The 19276-nt window shown below is 39.2% G+C and carries 20 protein-coding genes; 3 read left to right on the forward strand and 17 right to left on the reverse strand.

The window, feature by feature from the left end; translation table 11 throughout:
- From PHP06_07460 to PHP06_07475, 4 genes are all read right to left on the reverse strand, one after another.
- Positions 1-708: CpsD/CapB family tyrosine-protein kinase (locus PHP06_07460; protein ID MDD3840399.1), on the reverse strand; the 708-nt coding region annotated here is incomplete at its 3' end.
- A 12-nt stretch (positions 709-720) separates the two neighbouring features.
- On the reverse strand, positions 721-1383 hold the full coding sequence (locus PHP06_07465; protein ID MDD3840400.1) for a Wzz/FepE/Etk N-terminal domain-containing protein: 663 nt from the start codon (positions 1381-1383) through the stop codon (positions 721-723).
- 89 nt (positions 1384-1472) lie between these two features.
- Positions 1473-2729 carry a SufD family Fe-S cluster assembly protein gene (locus PHP06_07470; GenBank protein ID MDD3840401.1) on the reverse strand — a complete coding sequence of 419 codons (1257 nt, stop codon included), beginning with the start codon at positions 2727-2729 and terminating at the stop codon, positions 1473-1475.
- Positions 2708-3445, reverse strand: a complete 738-nt coding sequence (locus PHP06_07475) for an ATP-binding cassette domain-containing protein (GenBank protein ID MDD3840402.1) — start codon at positions 3443-3445, stop codon at positions 2708-2710. Before PHP06_07475 ends, PHP06_07470 begins: the two co-directional genes overlap by 22 nt.
- Positions 3446-3710: 265 nt before the next feature.
- Between PHP06_07475 and PHP06_07480 the strand changes: the two genes are divergently transcribed.
- On the forward strand, positions 3711-4577 hold the full coding sequence (locus PHP06_07480; GenBank protein ID MDD3840403.1) for a DegV family protein: 867 nt from the start codon (positions 3711-3713) through the stop codon (positions 4575-4577).
- 316 nt (positions 4578-4893) lie between these two features.
- A complete protein-coding gene (gene srtB, locus PHP06_07485; protein MDD3840404.1) occupies positions 4894-5574 on the forward strand; it encodes a class B sortase in 681 nt (226 codons plus the stop codon).
- A 6-nt stretch (positions 5575-5580) separates the two neighbouring features.
- Here the strand turns inward: srtB and PHP06_07490 are convergent, their stop codons facing one another.
- From PHP06_07490 to PHP06_07535, 10 genes are all read right to left on the reverse strand, one after another.
- Positions 5581-6321, reverse strand: coding sequence for an ECF transporter S component (locus PHP06_07490; protein MDD3840405.1), 741 nt, complete (start codon positions 6319-6321; stop codon positions 5581-5583).
- Entirely contained in the window at positions 6291-7982 is a 1692-nt protein-coding gene (locus PHP06_07495; GenBank protein ID MDD3840406.1) for an energy-coupling factor transporter ATPase, read from the reverse strand. The genes PHP06_07490 and PHP06_07495 overlap by 31 nt, the downstream gene beginning before the upstream one ends.
- Positions 7955-8839, reverse strand: coding sequence for an energy-coupling factor transporter transmembrane component T (locus PHP06_07500; GenBank protein MDD3840407.1), 885 nt, complete (start codon positions 8837-8839; stop codon positions 7955-7957). The genes PHP06_07495 and PHP06_07500 overlap by 28 nt, the downstream gene beginning before the upstream one ends.
- Before the next feature lie 17 nt (positions 8840-8856).
- Positions 8857-9741: a DUF4430 domain-containing protein gene (locus tag PHP06_07505; GenBank protein MDD3840408.1), complete on the reverse strand. Its 885-nt coding sequence runs from the start codon at positions 9739-9741 to the stop codon at positions 8857-8859.
- Between the two features lie 76 nt (positions 9742-9817).
- Complete coding sequence (locus tag PHP06_07510; GenBank protein MDD3840409.1) at positions 9818-10075, reverse strand: hypothetical protein; 258 nt, start codon at positions 10073-10075, stop codon at positions 9818-9820.
- A gap of 132 nt (positions 10076-10207) precedes the next feature.
- The gene (locus PHP06_07515) at positions 10208-11317 is read right to left on the reverse strand and encodes a hypothetical protein (GenBank protein ID MDD3840410.1); all 1110 of its coding nucleotides are present in this window, start codon (positions 11315-11317) and stop codon (positions 10208-10210) included.
- 4 nt (positions 11318-11321) lie between these two features.
- The gene (locus PHP06_07520; GenBank protein MDD3840411.1) at positions 11322-12530 is read right to left on the reverse strand and encodes a hypothetical protein; all 1209 of its coding nucleotides are present in this window, start codon (positions 12528-12530) and stop codon (positions 11322-11324) included.
- Positions 12530-13396 (reverse strand): ATP-binding cassette domain-containing protein, encoded by an 867-nt coding sequence (locus tag PHP06_07525; protein MDD3840412.1) that lies wholly within the window; start codon positions 13394-13396, stop codon positions 12530-12532. The genes PHP06_07520 and PHP06_07525 overlap by 1 nt, the downstream gene beginning before the upstream one ends.
- Positions 13397-13497: 101 nt before the next feature.
- A complete protein-coding gene (locus tag PHP06_07530; protein MDD3840413.1) occupies positions 13498-14613 on the reverse strand; it encodes a HAMP domain-containing sensor histidine kinase in 1116 nt (371 codons plus the stop codon).
- A complete protein-coding gene (locus PHP06_07535) occupies positions 14603-15289 on the reverse strand; it encodes a response regulator transcription factor (GenBank protein ID MDD3840414.1) in 687 nt (228 codons plus the stop codon). The genes PHP06_07530 and PHP06_07535 overlap by 11 nt, the downstream gene beginning before the upstream one ends.
- 237 nt (positions 15290-15526) lie before the next feature.
- On the opposite strand from PHP06_07535, the gene PHP06_07540 reads away from it, so the two are divergent.
- Positions 15527-16528, forward strand: a complete 1002-nt coding sequence (locus tag PHP06_07540; GenBank protein MDD3840415.1) for a chemotaxis response regulator protein-glutamate methylesterase — start codon at positions 15527-15529, stop codon at positions 16526-16528.
- An 87-nt stretch (positions 16529-16615) separates the two neighbouring features.
- Here PHP06_07540 and PHP06_07545 read toward each other — a convergent pair whose 3' ends face one another.
- The 3 genes from PHP06_07545 to PHP06_07555 all read right to left on the reverse strand — a co-directional run.
- A complete protein-coding gene (locus PHP06_07545; GenBank protein ID MDD3840416.1) occupies positions 16616-17065 on the reverse strand; it encodes a chemotaxis protein CheW in 450 nt (149 codons plus the stop codon).
- Between the two features lie 13 nt (positions 17066-17078).
- A protein-coding gene (gene prfB, locus PHP06_07550; GenBank protein MDD3840417.1) for a peptide chain release factor 2 occupies positions 17079-18183 on the reverse strand; the annotation gives its coding sequence in 2 pieces (ribosomal slippage) (positions 17079-18107 and positions 18109-18183; 1104 coding nt in all).
- A 16-nt stretch (positions 18184-18199) separates the two neighbouring features.
- Positions 18200-19276 (reverse strand): SEC-C metal-binding domain-containing protein (locus tag PHP06_07555; protein MDD3840418.1); only part of this gene is annotated, 1077 nt, incomplete at its 5' end.

Raw genomic sequence — 19276 nt, forward strand, 5'->3', positions numbered from 1 at the left:
CCTTCTTTTCTTTTTTTTGCTCCCTGTCTCTTTATCATAATAGTAGTAATAGTAATAATAGTCTTTCTGATCCACAGGAACCTTGTTCAACACTACTCCCAAAGTTTTAGCATTAACCTTTTCCAGCTGTTCTTTTGCCTGGGCTGCTGCTTCTACTGATATCTGCCCGTACCCTATCACCAGCACTACTCCATCTACATAGCTTGCCACCACTGATGCATCTGCCACAGGTAAGATAGGAGGTACATCTATCAGTATCATGTCATACTCTGATTCTAGCATCTCCAAAAAATCCTTCATCCTCTGGGATCCTAGTATCTCCACCGGGTTAGGTGGCTTTGTGCCGCTTGTTATTATATCCAGGTTGTCCAATCCTTGTATGGTATTGGTCACTTCCTTGTAGTCTATTCCCTCCAAGAGTATGTTTGTAAGGCCTTTCATGTTTGGAATGCCAAACATTCTATGAATAACAGACTTTCTCATGTCGGCATCTATCAAAGCAATCCTTTTGTCCTGCTCTGCCATGGCTATAGCCAGATTTGTAAGCGTTGTGCTCTTTCCTTCTCCCGGCTCGGTGCTGGTGACTATTATTGTCTTTAATCCTCCGTCCAGGTTGGAAAACTCAAGGTTGGTCATAAGCGTCCTGTACGCTTCTGATACAGGCGATTTTTTGTTTTTAAGCGTTATTATAGCTCTGCTGCTCCTCATCATTACCCTCCTCTATCTCTCCACTACCTCGGGTATCGTCCCGAGCACCGGCAGGTCGAGATAGTTCTTTACATCATCTGGGGTCTTTATGGTATTGTCCATATACTCTATCAAAAACACTACTCCCAATCCTGCCATCAATGCTATAAAAAATGATACTGCTACCGTAAGCTTGACTCTGGGTCTCACGGGTTCTTTGGGTATCTGTGCATGGTCTATTATCTGCACATTTTCCATCTTTAAAAGCTTGACTATCTCATCCATGAATATGGAGGCCGAGGTGTTCGCTATGCTGGCAGCCAACCTCGGATCTTTGTCCTCCACTGTTATCTTTATTATCTCGGTATCGTTTACCGATTCTACGCTTATCTTTTCGCTCAGCTCTTCTACAGTCATGGGAAGATGCAGTTGCTCTGTCACTTTTTGCAAAACGCTCCTGCTCTTTATCACCTCGGAATATGTCTTTACCAGCCTTTGGTTTAGCAGTATGTCGTTATATTCTATAGGTGTTTGTTCAGAACTCTCTTTTACAAGAATGAGGGATGTGCTGCTGGAATATATCTTGTCCACCACAAAAGCGCTCAAGATAAAGCTGGTTATCACTGCCACTATTACCAGTAGGGTGATTATCCACATCCTCTTTCTCACTATTGCAAAGAACTCTCGTAACTCCATCTTCAAATTCTCCCCTTTTTACAAATTAACACTGTATTCCATTATATATTATTTCTCTCCAAATTTAAACATTTTTCAGTAAAAATTTGTTAAAAGCCTCCTTTGGAGATGGAAGATACAGTATTTTCTACCATGGCTTCCAGTGCAGGGGGGAGTCCGCTTATTCCAAATTTCATAAATCCGCTTATTATGGCAGAAGTAGCCTCTTCTTCTGACAGCCCTCTAGCCATCAAGTATTCTATAGCTTCCCTGTTTATAGGGCCTACTGCGGCTTCGTGTGTCAGATCTGCCTTGGGGGAGCCGTCTGAATACAGTTCAGGTATGGCATGTATCAACGCATCGTTAGAAAGCAGCATACCCTTGCATTCCAGGTGAGCTTTGGATGTATTGCTCTTTGCTATGAGGTTTCCCCTCATTACCACCTTGGAAGAATCCACTCCTGCTGCTCTACTGATGGCTTCCCCGCTGGTATGGTCACCTTCCAGCTGAATCACAGACCCTACGTCCAGCTTTGAATCCTCGCATCCGTATATTATGCTGTTGAACCTGCAAGTTGCACCTTCACCTTTTAACACTGCTTTAGGGTTGGTCTGCAACGATTTTACCGGTTTTAATAGTATATAGTTGTTTATAAACTTTCCACCCTCTTCTATATGTGCCCCTGTCCTAGGTCTCACGTGAAATCCTTTAGACCAGTTGTGCACCATTGTGAAGGTGAGGGAGGCATTCTTTTTTACATAGAATTCCGATATGCCTACATGCAGCCCGGAAGGGAGATCCTTGCTTACGCTGCATCCCGTTATTATCTCGGCCTGGCTGCCCTCTTCAGCTATTATGATATTGTGCACTCTCTGGCTGGCATCGGTTTCCGACATCAGCAGGCAGGCCTGGATGGGGATATCTACCTTTGCTCCAGGCAGTATCCTGATAAAGTAACCGCCTTTCTGGTACAGGTGTGCATATGCTGTATATTTATCAGCACCCACATCTACGTTTTTCCACCAGTAGTCTACCAGCCAGTCATGTTTTTGCAGTGCATCCTCTATGCTCATAAGCTCTACTTTGCCACCATAGGCTTGTTTTACCCTCTGGTACAGCACTGAATCGTCCTGCTGGAAGTAGGAAGCGGAACGGTTGGTTTCCTCTGTGTCCACTCCTGCCAGCAACGATGCTTCTTTTATTCTCTGGGGGAGATCACTTAAAGTATCTACTCCTTCCTTCTCTTCCGGGAATATGAATTTATCCATATCCAGGTCATCGCCGTATTTAGCCTTTTTATCCTTTGCCTGTTGGGCTCTTTTGTTCAGTTCTTGATTTATCTGAATTAATTTGTCTGTAGATTGCATTCACAACACCTCTCATAGCCATACTTTGATATAGTTTCAAACAAGTCTCTAGGGTTTCCGCTGCATAGTATGGTTTTATCCATCAGTATATATCCTTTATCAGCGTTTACATATTCCAATATGTTTCCGGTATGGGTTATCATGAGTCCGGATGTTATCCTAGATTTTATCTTTCCTCCTTTTAACAGCTCCTTCAGGGCATTACCCACTATCACCAGGTTGTCCAAGTCAACACCTGCTTCCGGCTCGTCTATCATCACCAGCTTGGGATTTTGAACCATCAGCTGGAACAATTCACTTCGTTTTCTCTCGCCTCCGGAAAGGTTGTGGTTCAGGCCTCTATCCATAAGATATCCGCAATTGAGCTGTTCTGCCAACCGATCCCTGTCCACTTTGCCGTTGCAGCTTACTATTTTGTCAGTTATGCCCGCCAGGGTTATTTCCGGCACTGAAGGCGGGTTCTGCAGGGCTATGCCTATGCCCAGCTTTGCTCTTTGGTCTATGTCCATATCCGTTATGTCTGTGCCGCGGAATATTATTTTGCCTTCCATGACCTCAGGTCCCGACATTCCCATTATGGTCTTTATCAAGGTACTCTTACCTGAACCATTGGGACCCATCAATATGTGGGTTTCTCCATCAGGTATACACATATTTATATCTTGAAGGAGTATGTTGTCATCTATACCCACTGTAAGGTTTCGTATTTCAAGCATATTTTCTACCTCCATTATCTTTGTATTTTATAGTTTTATACCCTTTTAGGGTTTATGGTAACCATTATTTATATATTAAAAATATCCTATACAATTATATCGTATTTTTTCGATTAAAGCACAAAAAAATAGATTTATATTGCTGATGGCTGGGACAAAATAGTTTGTATCTCTACAAATAGTTCCTACCCTTTTATGGTATAATAATGAAAACACGTTAATGGTATCTAATGTATGTAAAATAACCCTTTGAAGGAGGGAATCTATGAAACCTGTGATAATAACAGATTCCTGTAGCGATCTGCCTATAGAATTCGTTCAGGAAAATAATATTGAGGTATTAGGTTTGAATGTTTATTTCAAAGGAAAAGAATTTCAGGACGATTTAGGACAGACCCTGAAGTATGACGAATTTTATAATGCTGTGAGAGATGGAGAACTTCCTTCTACATCTCAGATAACCTCTCCTGCCTTTACTCAAGTCTTTGAAAAGTATGTGAGCAAAGGAAATCCCATCATATACATAGGCTTTTCTTCCGCCCTCAGCGGTTCTGTCAACAGTGCCCATATAGCAAAAAACGCAGTGATGGAAAAATTCAAGAATGCTGATATAACTATCATAGATACAAAGAGTGCCTCTCTGGGGGAAGGGCTGATAGTTCATTATGCTTACGATATGCTGAACCGGGGATGTTTAAAGGAAGAGATAGTGGATTGGATAGAAAACAACAAGTTAAAAGTAAATCATTGGTTTACTGTAAGTGATTTAAATCATCTCAAGAGAGGTGGAAGAGTGTCCTCTGTAGCCGCCACTTTAGGCACATTGCTCAATATAAAGCCGATTTTACATGTTGACCATGAGGGAAGGCTGATCCCTGTAACCAGGGTTAAAGGGAGAAGAAAATCTATCAAGGCTTTGGCGGATATGTTTAGGGAAAAAGCGGTGAATCCGGAAAAACAGGTTGTAGCCATCAGCCATGGGGATTGCATTGAGGATGCAAAGCGGCTAAAGGAAACAATTTTGAAAGATCATAAGGTTAAAAAGTTTATCATAAATCATGTAGGTCCCGGGATAGGTTCTCACTCCGGTCCGGATACGTTGGCATTGTTTTTTATGGGGGATAGAAGGTAATAAGGTATCATATACCCACGGAACTTATATATAGAAGAACGTTCATGCAATGAATATTCGGAGAAAACTATGAAGGTTATTCTAACCGAATATTCATGATATAAGTTCCTGTTCGAGAATTTAAACCTAAACTTAATTCAGGGAGTATATGATGCCTGTAGATGCGACTAATGTGCCGCACTATACATTGAGTATTCATTATAATATAGTGCGGCAGATTGCGGAGCACGGAAGGTATCATATACTTCGGGTATAGCTGTTTTATTGATATAGATCTTATATTCCTGCTTAATAATTCGTTAGAGGTCTGATATTCATGAGAAAGATAATATTGATAATATGTGTAGTTGTGCTTATTTTTTCTTCATATATGATCATAGATTATTTTTATAGCGGTGTAAAAACTCAAAATATGTATCGGGATATATCCCGGTCTTATCATGAGGATAAAGATACTATTGAATTAAAAAAAATAAACGGCAATATCATAGGATGGATACAGATACCCGAAACAGGGATAGATTTTCCTGTGGTACAGGGAGAAGATAATGATTATTATTTAAACCACGATATAAAGGGGGAACAGGACAAGCATGGGGCGATATTTATGGATTATAGGGTCCGGCCTGATCAGCATAAAAATATAATCATATATGGTCACAATATGAAGGACGGCACCATGTTTGAGCCTCTGAACCGGTTTAAAAAACAGGAGTTTTGGGAAGATCACAGGTACATTCATTTGGATATAGGAGGAAAAGAACATCGCTATCAGGTTTTCTCTGCATATGTGACTAGCGGTGAGGATACAGATTATTTGCAAATTTGTTTTGCATCCCCACAGGATTTTGTGGATTTTTTAAACAGGATGAAAAAAAGGTCCCTTTTCCCATCACAACCGGACTTTACCGGAAATGAAAATATAATAACCTTGTCCACCTGCAGCTATGAGTACAAGGATGCAAGGCTGGTAGTGCATGGGATCAGAGTAGATTGAGTGGATCTACTGCATCAATCCGTATTTTGTTTTAACCCTTTTCAGTTTTTTACCTATAGGTTCAGATAGCACCAACAGAAATACCACATTGGAGACAGAGTATACTATCATGAATGGTACCGCCGACGCTATAGCTATAATGTATCTGTCCCAAGTAAAGAGACCGTCAATAGATATTACAAACCATATATCCATCATCAATGAGTATAATATGCCTGAGACCACTCCATATATGGATAATACAATCTTGTTTTCCATTATGCCGGCTCGAGCCAGCAGCCCTGCAATAAAGCCCAGTATCCCCCAAGACATCATTTGAAAAGGTGTCCATGGACCCTGGCCGAAGAACATATTGGATACAATAGCAGATATAGCCCCTGTCAAAAAACCTACTTCCGGTCCGAATGCAATACCTGTTATGGCGGTTATGGCAGTAACCGGTTTAAAGCCGGGCAGCATGGCAAACACCAGTCTGCCTGCAACTGATATGGCGGACATAACAGCTATGCAAATTATTTCACGGGCTTGGGGCTTTCTCTTTTTAAACAGCAAAAAAAACGGCACACAGGACAAAAATGCTATTATCATGGATATCAGGTTATATTTCCTATCTTTAAACAGCACCACTCCAACGGCTATCACAGCCGGTATTGCAATGAATATAATTATCGCTGACAACAGTTTCTTCAGTCTTTTGCCTGTTGCTCTGCCCATTTTCATATCACTCGTTTTTTGTTCAGTTTGCATAACTTTATCACATCCTGACATGTTACCGCATTTTCAAATATATATCTGGACATCCTATTTGCAGCTGTAGTGTAAAAGCTGTTGTGGCTAAAAAATGTAACAGGATCGTCTTCAGATACGATATTTCCATCAAAAAACAAGGCACATCTATCGGAATGCTCTGCTGAAAACTCTATATCATGGGTTACTATTATTATAGCCACTCCTTTTGATTTGAGTTTGTATAAAATATCTGCCAGCACCGCTTTAGAATACGCATCTATCCCTTTTGTGGGTTCATCTAACAAAATTATTTTGGGCCTCAACAACAATATCTTTGCAAAGGCTGTTTTTTGCTGTTCCCCACCGCTCAAGTCGTATGGGTGTTTTCGTAGGAGTTGGGATAAGTTCAATTGGTCCACTACAGCATCAAACTCTTGTTTTGCCTCGTGTTTATCGTATTTGTTTATCCTTATCACTTCTTTTAGCTCGTCTTGTACTGTGTCTTTTACAAACATGGTTTGAGGGTTTTGGGGCAGCATGGCTAATTTGTTCCGGTATAGCCGGGTGTCTGTATACGAATTTATTTTTTTAGCCTTTATCAAAACTTTTCCCCGATAGGCCTTATAAATACCTGCTATAACCCCTAATGCAGTAGTCTTGCCTGTCCCGTTTCCCCCTAATATACTGAAAATCTCTCCTTTATATGCCTTGAGCCATACCCCTCTCAATACATCAGGTAACTGCCTTTGATATCGGAACCAGACATCCTTCAGCTCCACCGCAACTGAACGGGAAGGCTGTTTTACTTTTTTATTTGCGTTTATTCTGCTGATGTGGCTGTCAAAATTTTTTGCCAACCATTGTCTTCCCTCTCGAACGGTCAAAGGACATTCCCCCCCTGTCCTGATCTGGCTGTATACCCTGACCGCTGCCGGCATACCCCACAGCATAACGTTGTTCTTTTTATATTGATCTTGTGCCAATTTTTTGCCCACGTTTCTAGGTGTATCACAGTATGTTATCCTCCCCTTATCCATCACCACAGCTTTATCTGCTATAGGGAATACTTTTTCTAATCTATGCTCCACCAGCACTATGGTGAGGGACAGCTCTTTGTTTATCTTGGATAGGGTATCGATGAATTCTGATGCTGCAATAGGATCCAGCTGGGATGTAGGCTCGTCCAGCACTAGTACCCTAGGATTCATCACCATGATGGATGCCAGATTTAAAAGCTGTTTTTGCCCTCCTGATAAATCGCTGGTCTTTTTCCTGAACCATTCCTGAATGCCGAAAAAACTTGCCATCTCTGCCACCCTTCGCCTTATGACAGGGGTCTTTATGCCCAGATTTTCCAGCCCAAAGGCCAGCTCATGCCATACCTTGTCAGTCACAACTTGGTTGTCCGGGTTCTGCATTACGAATCCTATCTCACATGCGGCTGCCCGCCTATCCAGCTCTTTTATGTCTCTGCCCCTGTACAGTATATGTCCCTCTGTTTTGCCGTGGGGGGTCAACTCTCTCTTTAGATGTTTTAAAAATGTGCTCTTCCCGCACCCTGTGCTCCCGCATATAACTACGAATTCCCCCTGTTCTATTGAAATATTTAGATCATCCAACGCTTTTTTGTTCTCCATGGGATATGTAAAGCTCAGATTTTTGACATCAATAAGCGCCATTTGATTTCCTCCTTTATCTCTATTGCAGCAGGCAGTATCATCAGTATTAAATATGATAGGTAAAACATCATTCCGGTCCAAGAAATATCTATGTCCGTTATATATGGGTAATAATCAAAATGGGAATAATTCAGTATCTCTCCTAATATATTCACAGAAACCAATGCTGCTATAATGCCTAGCAAAATACCGTCTCTTTTTTCAAATTTAAACAAAGAAAAGCTGGAGCGTCCTTTAAGGCCGTATCCCCTGGCTTTCATTGAATCAGCCGTGTCTATTGCATTTTCCAACGCCCAGGTTATCAATATGGAAAGAATCCTGAGGCCGCTCTTTGCCCTCTGCAGTATATTGCCGGTGGTTATATACATACCTATAGCTTTCTGGGAATTGGATATCCGCTTTGTCTGTTCTTTGAATTTAGGCACCAGCCTCAAAGTCATGGATATTATAAGGGCGATGGAGGGAATAAAGCTTCCAAATAAACATATGAATTTATCGGTAGTCATAACGGCGTTATAGGAGCTGAACCAAAATATCACTGTCATTATCATAGCTGCCATAGCTAATCCGTACATGATGGCCTCTAAAGTTATAGGGTTGTAGTCTATATAGAACAAAGGTGTTACTCCTTTATGGCTAAACAAAGGGTTACATACGGCTATTATCAAAAACATGGGCAATGCAAACAGCAAAGTATTTTTGAATGCACGCCTTCCGTTTAAAACAAAGGACAGCATTATGGATGCACAAAGGGATATGCTTAAATAAACAGGATGCATGTAAAACATGGAAAACACAATAACTGCGGTAAAATATACAAATAATACAATTGGATGATATGCTTCAAATGCTCTCATGACTTTCCCACCTATTGTTATTTATCTAACCATTTTACTCCTAGATCCCTGCCTAAATCACAGGTATAGTTCCATTGGATATCGTCTCCCTCCTTCAGCTTATATAAGCTGCAGCCGTAATTAGGATACCGTCCGTTAACACAGTACATCCATCCGCTCAGTTCTCCGCAGCTGAATTCATATAAGTTGTTTATTCCCTGTACATATACACTCCCGTATTGGTTTTTGTCCGCACCCTGGTATTGCATATGTATCCTATATTTCCTGGTAGCCTTTACCAGAATATCGAATACTGTCTCTCCATCCTTTAACTCGAATTTGGTTTTTTTCAATATGACACCATCAGAAGGAACAAATCTTTCACTGTTTAAAGCAGGATCCAGCTTATCCCTATTTTTTAATATAGTATGACATTTTATAGTCAAGGTCACATGCTTTTGGGGTTTGGGCTGTTGTTTTTTAGATTCCGTTTGCTGAGGGGGGTTGGATTTGACCTCTTTTTTTAGGCTCTGTTTTGCCTTTGGCTGCAATGCTTGTTTTGTGCCGGTCTCTTGAGTTGGCTTTTCGCCTGTATGTATGTCTTTAGCATTTTGCTCTTTGTTTTTATTCCGGCTGTTTGTGTCCTGCCCATCCTTTTGTGTTTTTGTTTCCTGCTTATCCTTTTGATTTGTTTTGCTATCAAGAGGGGGCTGCTCCTCCCCGTCTTGTTGTTGGTGTTTTGATATCAATGTTTTGGCAGGTTCTGCCTTATCCGGCTCAACATTCGGTTTGCCTTGTTGGTCAATCCTTTGCCCTGCTTGGTCTGATCTGTGGTACTGGTCGACAGATTCTATTTTACACCCTGTAAACAATGACAAAATGATAACTACAATCAAAGCTGAAGCCAGTAATCTATTTCTCATGGTTTACCCTCCTGTATTTTAACAGCAAAATCAAAAGAGTGTATCCCCTTTTGATTTTGCTTGGTTATTTTTTGATCTACTTTTTATCATGGGCTGAAATCTTGGTGTTTGTAATTATGTATACGCCTATGCCCAATGCTATTATAAAGGCTATTAAGATATATGCTATGCCGCCATCTCCTGTTCCGGGGCTTCCATTCACGGATTCTATTATTTCCATACCGGTATCCTCTATATTGTTTCTGTCTGTTGAATCGCCCTGTGCACTTGTATTATCTTGATCTGCTTGCTGATTTTCCAGTTCTAATCTGTCTATAGCATCTTTAGCATCCAAAACCTCTTGATAATACTGGACGTTAGTTTATTAATTGCATCCACCGTAGCAAGGCCTATCAAACACAAGGGGACGGTTCTATTGTGCACTTTTAAAAGTGCACAATAGAACTGTCCCCTTGTGTTGTTGCTGTCACTTATTATTGATAGCAATAACCAATGCTGTGGTAGATAATATGAATACAATTGAAATTTCTATTATAATTGCGTATGGTTTCCAGATTCCGAAATCAAAAGAAAAACTAGCTATACTCGGCAACATATATGAACTTGCCATAGGGATTGCATTTAACAAATAATTCATAAAATTTGTTGAAGATGATACAATTCTACTTCCTATCATATAAAACACACTTAGACTAACACCTAAAATTATAGCTGTGGTTGTCTTTTTTGATTTAAAAGAAATATATCCCATTAAAGTTGACAAAGCAAGTATCCCAAGAATTTCTGCTAATACCATAATTATAACGGCTCCCCCTATAGAAAAGCTACCAAAGGAGAATAAGGCAATCATCTTAAAGCTGCTTTTTAATGCATTAAGCCCTATTTTAGAGCTAATCATCCCTATTGTCACTAATGTGGCTATCAGTGTCAGTATAATCCCATAAAAAATTACTGGTAGAATTCGCATGGCCATATTCTTTTTATAGCCTTTTGTAGTTTTGATAATCTCCATGCTCTCGTCTCCAAAGCTCTCCGAATAAGTTTCTGAAGCAAAAAATGTTACTAGAAGTAAAATAATTATAAAAAGTATCTGTATATTATCAAGAGCAGTAAAATAAATATAATAACCGGGATATTGAGCAAACGGGATCTTCACCTTATTCAATTTAGTCAGTGCAGTTTGCTGTTCTTTTGTTGGAAGTCTCTTTAGTAACACTTCAAATTTATTTCTCCAACATTGATAAAACTCTTTCGCATATTTATCCGGATAGTCCTCAATTTTGTTTTCAGTATACAGAACTCCGGGATAATTATTTACAAGGCCGCTAATAATAAACACCTGCGAACTATAACGTCTATCTTCTGATTTTTCATCCCGGACTTTTTTTAATGATGCAAAAAGATTCTCTTCTTTGATATCTCCTTCATATACAGCATCCTCCTGTAAGCTAGGAGTGATATCTTTTATATCATCTACTATTATAAAATTCAAGCCTATAGTTATAATCAAAATACCCATTATGGAAAACAGTACATATTTTGTACATAGACGACGTTTCATTTCTAAAAACAGCATAGCATTACCTCCTGATATAATTCCATGAAGTCATTAGCAAACTCATAAAAAATATCAATATACTAATGAATAGATTAAATTCAAAAAGAAACATTGCTTTACCAAGGATAGAGATTACTGGCATCATTGAGTTGGCGAAGGAAAATACCAGGCTGCTTGGTAAGATTAAACTCATGGCTTTCAGTATTGGATAATTGTCTAAAGTCCCCATTACAGACAACAAAAATCCACTAATAATAACTAGAACAGTAATACTCATTACCGTCGAAGTCTTCTTTGATTTAGATGACACAAAAGTGGTGAATGCAGAAATTGTAAGTATTCCAATTAATCCAAATAAGACCATCCTGTCCATTAGTTCACCTAAATTATAAGGTAGGATAGTTGTAGCCCATACCTGAGCCGATGTTTCAAGAGCATTGGCTGGAAGATAATGCTTTAAAATTGCTATATACGTTCCCATTCCTACAGTATAGATTAAGAATCCCATAATTACTGGAATAAGGAGTTTGGAAGATAATAGCCCTCTTCGTCCTAATTTTGTTGTGGATATTATTTCATCTAAACCACATTCCTTATCTCTTGCAATAATTCCACTTGAAAAAAATCCTACCACTATTAATAGCACAAATCCAAACAACTGAATATGTTCAGCACCATCCCTCCATGCTTCAAATCCACCATAGTATTTATATGGCTTTTCTACTTCGTTCCATATTTCCAAAGCTAATTCTCTTTCTACTTGATTTTTTGTACCTCTATCAATTAAGTTTTGATAATATAAGTTTTCATTTTCATAGAAATGAGAAGCAAAATCCCTGGAAAACCATGACTCAAGGTTAGTATCTCCAAACATCTTTTTTAATCGATAATCTTGCATGATTAAGGTGTCAGCATAAACTGCCAATTTCAATAACTCATCATTCATTACAATATCATTTTCTTCGTTTACGGAGTTCAAGAAAACTTCACCACTTCTTCGAAAATTATCAACCGTCATTTTTCCTGCATATGCATTTCTATCCTTGGCTGCAGCTTCTATAGCTTCAATACCCTTAAGACCTTTATAGCAACCAGTCATCATAAATCCTTCTGTTCGCCCCCCTATAATAAACCAAGCCCACAGCCCTCCAAGAATAATAGAGATTAAAATATAGGATATAAATCTCTTTGCACTCATTTGACGTTTTAGTTCAGAAATAAATATATCCATTATTTTGCCCCCTTTACCTTTGAAAGGTAGAAATCATTCAAATTTGGTTTCACCAGCTTAGAATTTTTGAGTGGTAAATCCGCGATATATCGGATCCTTATCTTTCCATCCCCTTCATTATGAAAATTGACAATGCAATATTTCTGTTCTAACATGTATATTTCTTCGTCTTTTACCACCGTTTCAAAAACCATGCCTTCAATGGAATTGATTAAGGTCTGGCTTTCTCCTGATTCAATAATTGTTCCGCTTTCCATCAGCACGAGATAGTTTGCAATAAATTCTACATCCGATACAATATGAGTTGAAATAATGACAATTTTTTGCTCACTAATTTTTGCTAAATATTGACGAAATCTTCTTCTCTCCTCAATATCAAGTCCTGCTGTCGGTTCATCAACAATCAATATATCTGGATCATTGAGCATAGCCTGGCAAATGCCTACTCTTCTTTTCATTCCTCCAGAGAGCTTCTGTACTTTTTTGCATTTTACATCAGATAGATTGAATTGTTCCAATAAATCTTTAATGCGTTTATGCCTTGTAGCTTTGTCGATATCCTTTAAAGAACCTATATAATGTAGAAATTCTCCTACTGTCTGATTCTTGTCATATCCAAAATACTGAGGCAAATATCCTATTTGATCCAAATATCTACCACCTAAACTAGAGATTGTATGACCATTATAGGTTATTTTTCCTTTACTTGGCTTTAAGTTTCCTACCATCATTCTCATCAAAGTTGTTTTCCCAGCACCATTCGGACCTAAAAGCCCCCATATCCCTGGAGTAAAATTTAGGTCAACATGATTTACAGCCTTTAAATCCCTGAATTGTTTTGTTACTTTATCAATCCTCAATTCCATTCTAAATCCTCCCCCAATAATAAATAAACCTCTATCAAATCATAGTCTATCAATGATTTGATAAAGGTTTATTCACACTCTATATAGAATTTATAAAGATTTTATGAAGATTTTGGTAAGTTAATGCTAAATGTAGTATGACCATTCACGCTTTCGGCCTCTAATGTCCCATCATGACGTTCAACGATCTCTTTTGCAATAGCAAGCCCCAATCCTGAACCTGATAATTGATCTCTCGCTTTATCCCTTCGATAGAACTTTTCAAATACTAATTTAAGTTCTTGGGAAGATATGATGTCCCCATCATTCTCTATAGTTATAATAGTTGTTTCAGAATCCTCTTTGCCTGTAATCACAATAATAGAATTTTTATGACTATAACTGATAGCATTTTTCATAAGATTATTCAAAACTCTTGCCAAAAGATTGCCATCACCATATATTTTAAAATCTGTTGGTATATTTAAATCCACTTCTAGCTTTTTTTGTATAAATAACGGATAAAGTTCATCAGTTATCTGCTGCAGGAAAAACCTTCCGTCTATTTCTGTTTTGTTTAAGGGTATCTCTTGAAGATTAAATCTTGTGATATCAAAAAACTGATTGGTCAACCCCTCTAAATGGTATGCTTTATCCAAAACTCTTGCCAAATATTCTTTTCGAATTTCCTCCGGAACTTCAGATTCCTCCAAAATATTCAAATAACCAATAATACTAGTTAACGGTGTTTTTAAGTCATGTGCTAGATAAGTAACCAAATCATTTTTCTTTTGGATTTCCATTCCCTTTTCCTGTTCTATCCTTGCTTTTTCATTTAAAATTGATTTAATCTCCACGTCAATAGGTTTTAACTCTTGAGCCTCAGCAGGCTCTTTACCATCTTGAAACTGACCAAGTCTCTCCTCTATTTGGGCTACTACTCTCTTATTTTCATGCTCCCGGGATATTTTAGAAGCAAAGTATGCGCTAATCTCCACTATTAAAAACCCTCCAACAGCTATAAATGTCAGTATGTCTCTTAATCTATCCCATCGAAAAGTTCCTCTAACAGCTTCAAAGTCACCATATAAAATCACTTTTTCTCTATCATCAAGTATTGTTCTTACAAAGTACTCTGCAACACTGCCTTCAAGGTATAAATCAATAAACAACAGTATGAGTATATATACTATAAATGCGATAATATAATAATTTTTTTTTAGTTTCTTACGCTTCAATGATATAGCCTACCCCCCATACTGTTTTAATATATTCCGGTTTTTCATAAGAATCACCCATTTTTTCTCTTATATTTCGAATGTGAACGGTAACAGTATTGGTTGATTTTGAATAATAATCATCTTCCCAAATTAATTTAAACAATTCCTCTCCGCTCAATACTTCTCCTTTTCTCTGCAACAAAACTTCCAATATTTTAAATTCGGTTGGTGTAAGCTTAATCTCACTTCCATTAATACTCACTTGCTTGCTTTTTTGATCTAAAGTAATCCCTTTATAATAAATTATATCTGTATCAACTGTATTTCCATCATATTCTTTATAACGTCTCAGTTGTGCCTTCACCCTAGCAACCACTTCCAATGGATTAAAAGGCTTTGTAATATAATCATCAGCACCATAGCTTAAACCTAATATCTTGTCCTGATCTGCATTTTTAGCTGTAATCATAATGATTGGATAATGGTGTTTTTTGCGAATACTTTTACAGATGCTTATTCCATCAGTATCCGGAAGCATTAAATCTAAAATAACGAGATCAGGTTGTTCAATCAATTGCTTCATAGCTTTAGCACCATTTTCTGCTTCCCACACCTGATAAGATTCTCCTTCAAGATAAATTTTTAGAATCTTCCTTATATCAGCGTCATCCTCAACAATCAATATTTTTTCCATCATATCACCCATTTCCATTATATACTACCTAGCCTACATATTTATTAAGAAATAATAAAGAAATAATTTAATTAATATTAGCTAACTGCACAATAGAACTGTCCCCTTGTGTTGTTGCTGTTCTGGTTGTTTTCATAGTAAATTAGCTTATAATATAAGTATAGGGGTATCTATGATTAGAGCAGCATAAATTTTTTTAGTACATATATTATAACAATATAAAGAGGAGACCCATATATGATAAAAGTTCTAATAGTTGATGACTCTGCATTTATGCGAATGATTGTAAGGGATATGCTGGTGGGGGAGAAAGATATCAGCATTGTAGGCATTGCCCGAAATGGTCAAGAGGCTTTGGATAAGATAAAGGCTTTAAAACCTGATGTGGTGACCATGGATGTAACCATGCCAGTGATGGACGGCATAGAGGCTACCCAAAAGATTATGGAGCAACACCCTGTACCTATAATAATGGTAAGCGCCCTTACCAAACAGGGAACTGACTCTACCTTGATGGCGTTGGAAGCAGGGGCAATTGATTATATCGAAAAGGAAAATCTGAGAAGAGAGAATTTGTTGAGAAAAATAAGGTGTGCTGCCCAAGCTAATCTTAATGGGAAAAAAGTAAGCACTGTTGCTACATCTGTTGAAACTGATGACGCTACATATAACAGGAGTTTTAAATTGGCCGCCATAGGTATATCAACAGGAGGTCCTAGTGCTCTAGTTTCTATCATTCCCAAGATAAGAGGAGATATAAAGGGGAGCATAATGATAGCACAGCACATGCCCCCTATATTTACAAACTCGTTAGCACAGAGGTTGGACGGGATGTCTGCCCTTAAAGTTGTAGAAGCACAGGATGGGATGTCCATAGAGCCTGGCACTGTTTATATAGGCCCGGGTGGACAGCAGATGGCGGTATCACAAGGCAATAGGATAAGTATAGTTTCCAACGAGAGCTTAGGGTATCGTTATGCTCCATCGGTGAACCTGCTGATGGAGAGCGTAGGCGATGTATATGGAAAACATGCTGTGTGTATAATAATGACAGGCATGGGCAGCGACGGCAGGAACGGGATAAGTGCCGCCAAGAAAAACAGCAGCCATATTATCGCCCAATCCCCTGATAGCTGTGTGGTATACGGAATGCCCCGGGCTGTTATAGAGAGCAATCTTCAGGATGAGATAGTGCATCTGGATGATATGGCCAAAAGGATAAACCAATTGATCAAATGAATGCTTTGGACAACACAAGGGGACAGTTCTATTGTGCACTTTTAAAAGTGCACAATAGAACTGTCCCCTTGTGTTGTGTGTTTTATCCTAGCGTAGATCATCTAGCACTTCTTTTTCATCTACAGATAATACTTTGTTCATGTCCAACAAGATCAGCAGCCTATCATCCTTTTTTGTAACCCCTTGTATATATTCCTTACCGATTTTAGTTACATCCGGTGCCGGTGAAAGTTCTTCCTCTGTCATAGAGATAATTTCTGTTACGTCATCTACAAGGTAGCCTATCAGGTCCCCCTCCTGTCCCGCTACCATTATCTTTGAATTTGCGCCATATTCTCCTTCGCCTAGGTGAAATCTCTTTTTAAGGTCCAAAAGTGGCACCACCTGTCCCCTCACGTCTATTACGCCTTCTATAAATTCAGGATTGTTAGGCACTTTTGTAGGTTGTACCGGTTTTATTATCTCTCTTATCTTGCTTATATCAGCACCGTATGTTTCCTCACCCAATTCGAAGATAATAAACTGCTTTTCTGACATTGATATACCTCCATTACTTATTTTTATCCTTTAGATACTCGTTTATAAAAAGGTCTATATCCCCATCCATCACAGCGCCTATATTGCCTGTTTCAGCATTTGTGCGATGGTCCTTTACCATGCTGTAGGGATGGAATACGTAGGACCTTATCTGGCTGCCCCATTCTATCCTTTTATGTTCTCCCTTTATCTCTTCTATCCTCTCTAGGTTCTGCATTTCTTTCAGCTCTGCCAGCCTGGACTTCAACATTTTAAGAGCTGTTGCCTTGTTTTTATGCTGGGATCGCTCGTTCTGACACTGTACTACAACGCCTGTGGGTATATGGGTTATCCTGATAGCCGAATCAGTCTTGTTTACATGCTGACCCCCTGCACCGCTGGCCCTATAGGTGTCTATTCTCAAGTCGTTTGGGTCTATATCCACGTCATTGTCATCATCTATTTCAGGCATAACCTCTATCGCTGCAAAGGATGTATGTCTCCTCCCTGAGGAATCAAAAGGTGATATCCTCACCAGCCGGTGTACTCCCTTTTCAGATTTGAGATATCCGTATGAATATGCTCCTTTTATCAATATGGTAGCACTTTTCAGCCCGGCCTCGTCTCCCGGAAGTATATCCAGCGTCTCCTGATCATAGCCTCTCTTTTCTGCCCAGCGGGTATACATTCTCATTAGCATCTGGGCCCAATCTTGGGCTTCTGTTCCTCCTGCTCCGGCATGGATGGAGAGTATAGCATTCTTTTCATCGTATTCTCCGTCCAGCAAAGTCTCTAGTTTGGTATCCTGATACTGTTTATCCAACTGTTGTAGTCCCTCTTCTATTTCCCGGAGAATACTGGAATCCTCTTCCTCTTCCGAAAGCTCTATCATCACTTCTAAATCTTCTGCTTTGGTATTAAGGTCTTTATATGTGGCTATCCTGTTCTTTAAAAAATTTACCCGGCTGCTCACTTTTTGAGCCTTTTCAATATCATCCCAAAATCCGGGGGAAGCCATATCTTTCTCTAGTTCTGATATTTCTTGCTTGGCTTTTTCCACGTCAAAGTGAAACACCCAATTCTTGTATAGCTTTATGCAGTATGGAAAGATCTCTTTTTATCTCATCCAACTGAACCATAATTATCAACTCCTCTTTATTTGTGTCTTCCACAACATTTTTTATATTTTTTGCCGCTGCCACAAGGACAGGGGTCATTTCTACCTATCTTATCCTGTTTGACTACGGGCTGCTTAACCGTCTCTTGACCTCCATGGGTGGCATTAGTAGGTTCCGCAATCTTTTCTCTCTTGGGCATTTCTTGATCCACCTGTATGTGATATAGGAATTTCAATGTGTCCTCTTGTATGCTTCTTACCATCTGCTGGAACATGTCATATCCTTCAAATTTGTACTCTACTACAGGGTCTTTTTGACCATAGGCCCTCAATCCTATTCCTTGTCTCAGCTGATCCATAGCATCTATATGATCCATCCATTTTTGGTCTACAGTTTTGAGCAATATTACCCTCTCTACTTCTCTCATCTTGTCTGAACCTATTTCCTGTTCCTTGCGCTGATATGCCTCTTTTGCCATGCTCATTATATCTTCTTTGAGTTTGTCTCTGTCCAGCTCCAAAATCTCTTGTTCATCATACTGGGGCACACCATCCGGCAAGCATATACCTTTGAGGTAATCAAACAATCCCTTTAAATCCCACTCTTCCGGATTGGGTATCTCTGCAGTATATACGTCTACCATCTCTCCCACTATGGTATCCAGCATATTCATCAGGCTGTCCTTTAGGTCTTCGCCTTCCAACACACTCTGTCTCTGGGAATATATCACGTTCCTCTGGACGTTCATTACGTCATCGTATTGGAGGACATGCTTTCTGATTCCAAAGTTTCTGCCTTCTATCCTCTTTTGGGCATTTTCTATCTGACTGGACAACATCTTATGCTCTATGGGCTGATCTTCTTCCATGCCCAAGGCATCTACTACGCCCATTATCTTTTCTGAACCGAACAGCCTCATCAGATCATCTTCTAAAGATATGAAAAATTGAGACTTGCCCGGGTCTCCCTGTCTACCGGAACGACCCCGCAGCTGGTTGTCTATCCTTCTGCTCTCATGGCGTTCAGTGCCTAGAACAAAGAGCCCTCCTAGCTCTGCCACTCCTTCTTCCAATACTATATCGGTTCCACGGCCTGCCATGTTGGTGGCTATAGT

This window comes from Clostridia bacterium, from assembly GCA_028698525.1.
Classification (GTDB): Bacteria; Bacillota; Clostridia; order JAQVDB01; family JAQVDB01; genus JAQVDB01.

Coding starts and splice junctions, on each gene's coding strand:
- PHP06_07465 (MDD3840400.1), bottom strand. CDS start 1,383: ATGGAGTTACGAGAGTTCTTTGCAATAGTGAGAAAGAGGATGTGGATA.
- PHP06_07470 (MDD3840401.1), bottom strand. CDS start 2,729: ATGCAATCTACAGACAAATTAATTCAGATAAATCAAGAACTGAACAAA.
- PHP06_07475 (MDD3840402.1), bottom strand. CDS start 3,445: ATGCTTGAAATACGAAACCTTACAGTGGGTATAGATGACAACATACTC.
- PHP06_07480 (MDD3840403.1), top strand. CDS start 3,711: ATGAAACCTGTGATAATAACAGATTCCTGTAGCGATCTGCCTATAGAA.
- srtB (MDD3840404.1), top strand. CDS start 4,894: ATGAGAAAGATAATATTGATAATATGTGTAGTTGTGCTTATTTTTTCT.
- PHP06_07490 (MDD3840405.1), bottom strand. CDS start 6,321: ATGCAAACTGAACAAAAAACGAGTGATATGAAAATGGGCAGAGCAACA.
- PHP06_07495 (MDD3840406.1), bottom strand. CDS start 7,982: ATGGCGCTTATTGATGTCAAAAATCTGAGCTTTACATATCCCATGGAG.
- PHP06_07500 (MDD3840407.1), bottom strand. CDS start 8,839: ATGAGAGCATTTGAAGCATATCATCCAATTGTATTATTTGTATATTTT.
- PHP06_07505 (MDD3840408.1), bottom strand. CDS start 9,741: ATGAGAAATAGATTACTGGCTTCAGCTTTGATTGTAGTTATCATTTTG.
- PHP06_07515 (MDD3840410.1), bottom strand. CDS start 11,317: ATGCTGTTTTTAGAAATGAAACGTCGTCTATGTACAAAATATGTACTG.
- PHP06_07520 (MDD3840411.1), bottom strand. CDS start 12,530: ATGGATATATTTATTTCTGAACTAAAACGTCAAATGAGTGCAAAGAGA.
- PHP06_07525 (MDD3840412.1), bottom strand. CDS start 13,396: ATGGAATTGAGGATTGATAAAGTAACAAAACAATTCAGGGATTTAAAG.
- PHP06_07535 (MDD3840414.1), bottom strand. CDS start 15,289: ATGGAAAAAATATTGATTGTTGAGGATGACGCTGATATAAGGAAGATT.
- PHP06_07540 (MDD3840415.1), top strand. CDS start 15,527: ATGATAAAAGTTCTAATAGTTGATGACTCTGCATTTATGCGAATGATT.
- PHP06_07545 (MDD3840416.1), bottom strand. CDS start 17,065: ATGTCAGAAAAGCAGTTTATTATCTTCGAATTGGGTGAGGAAACATAC.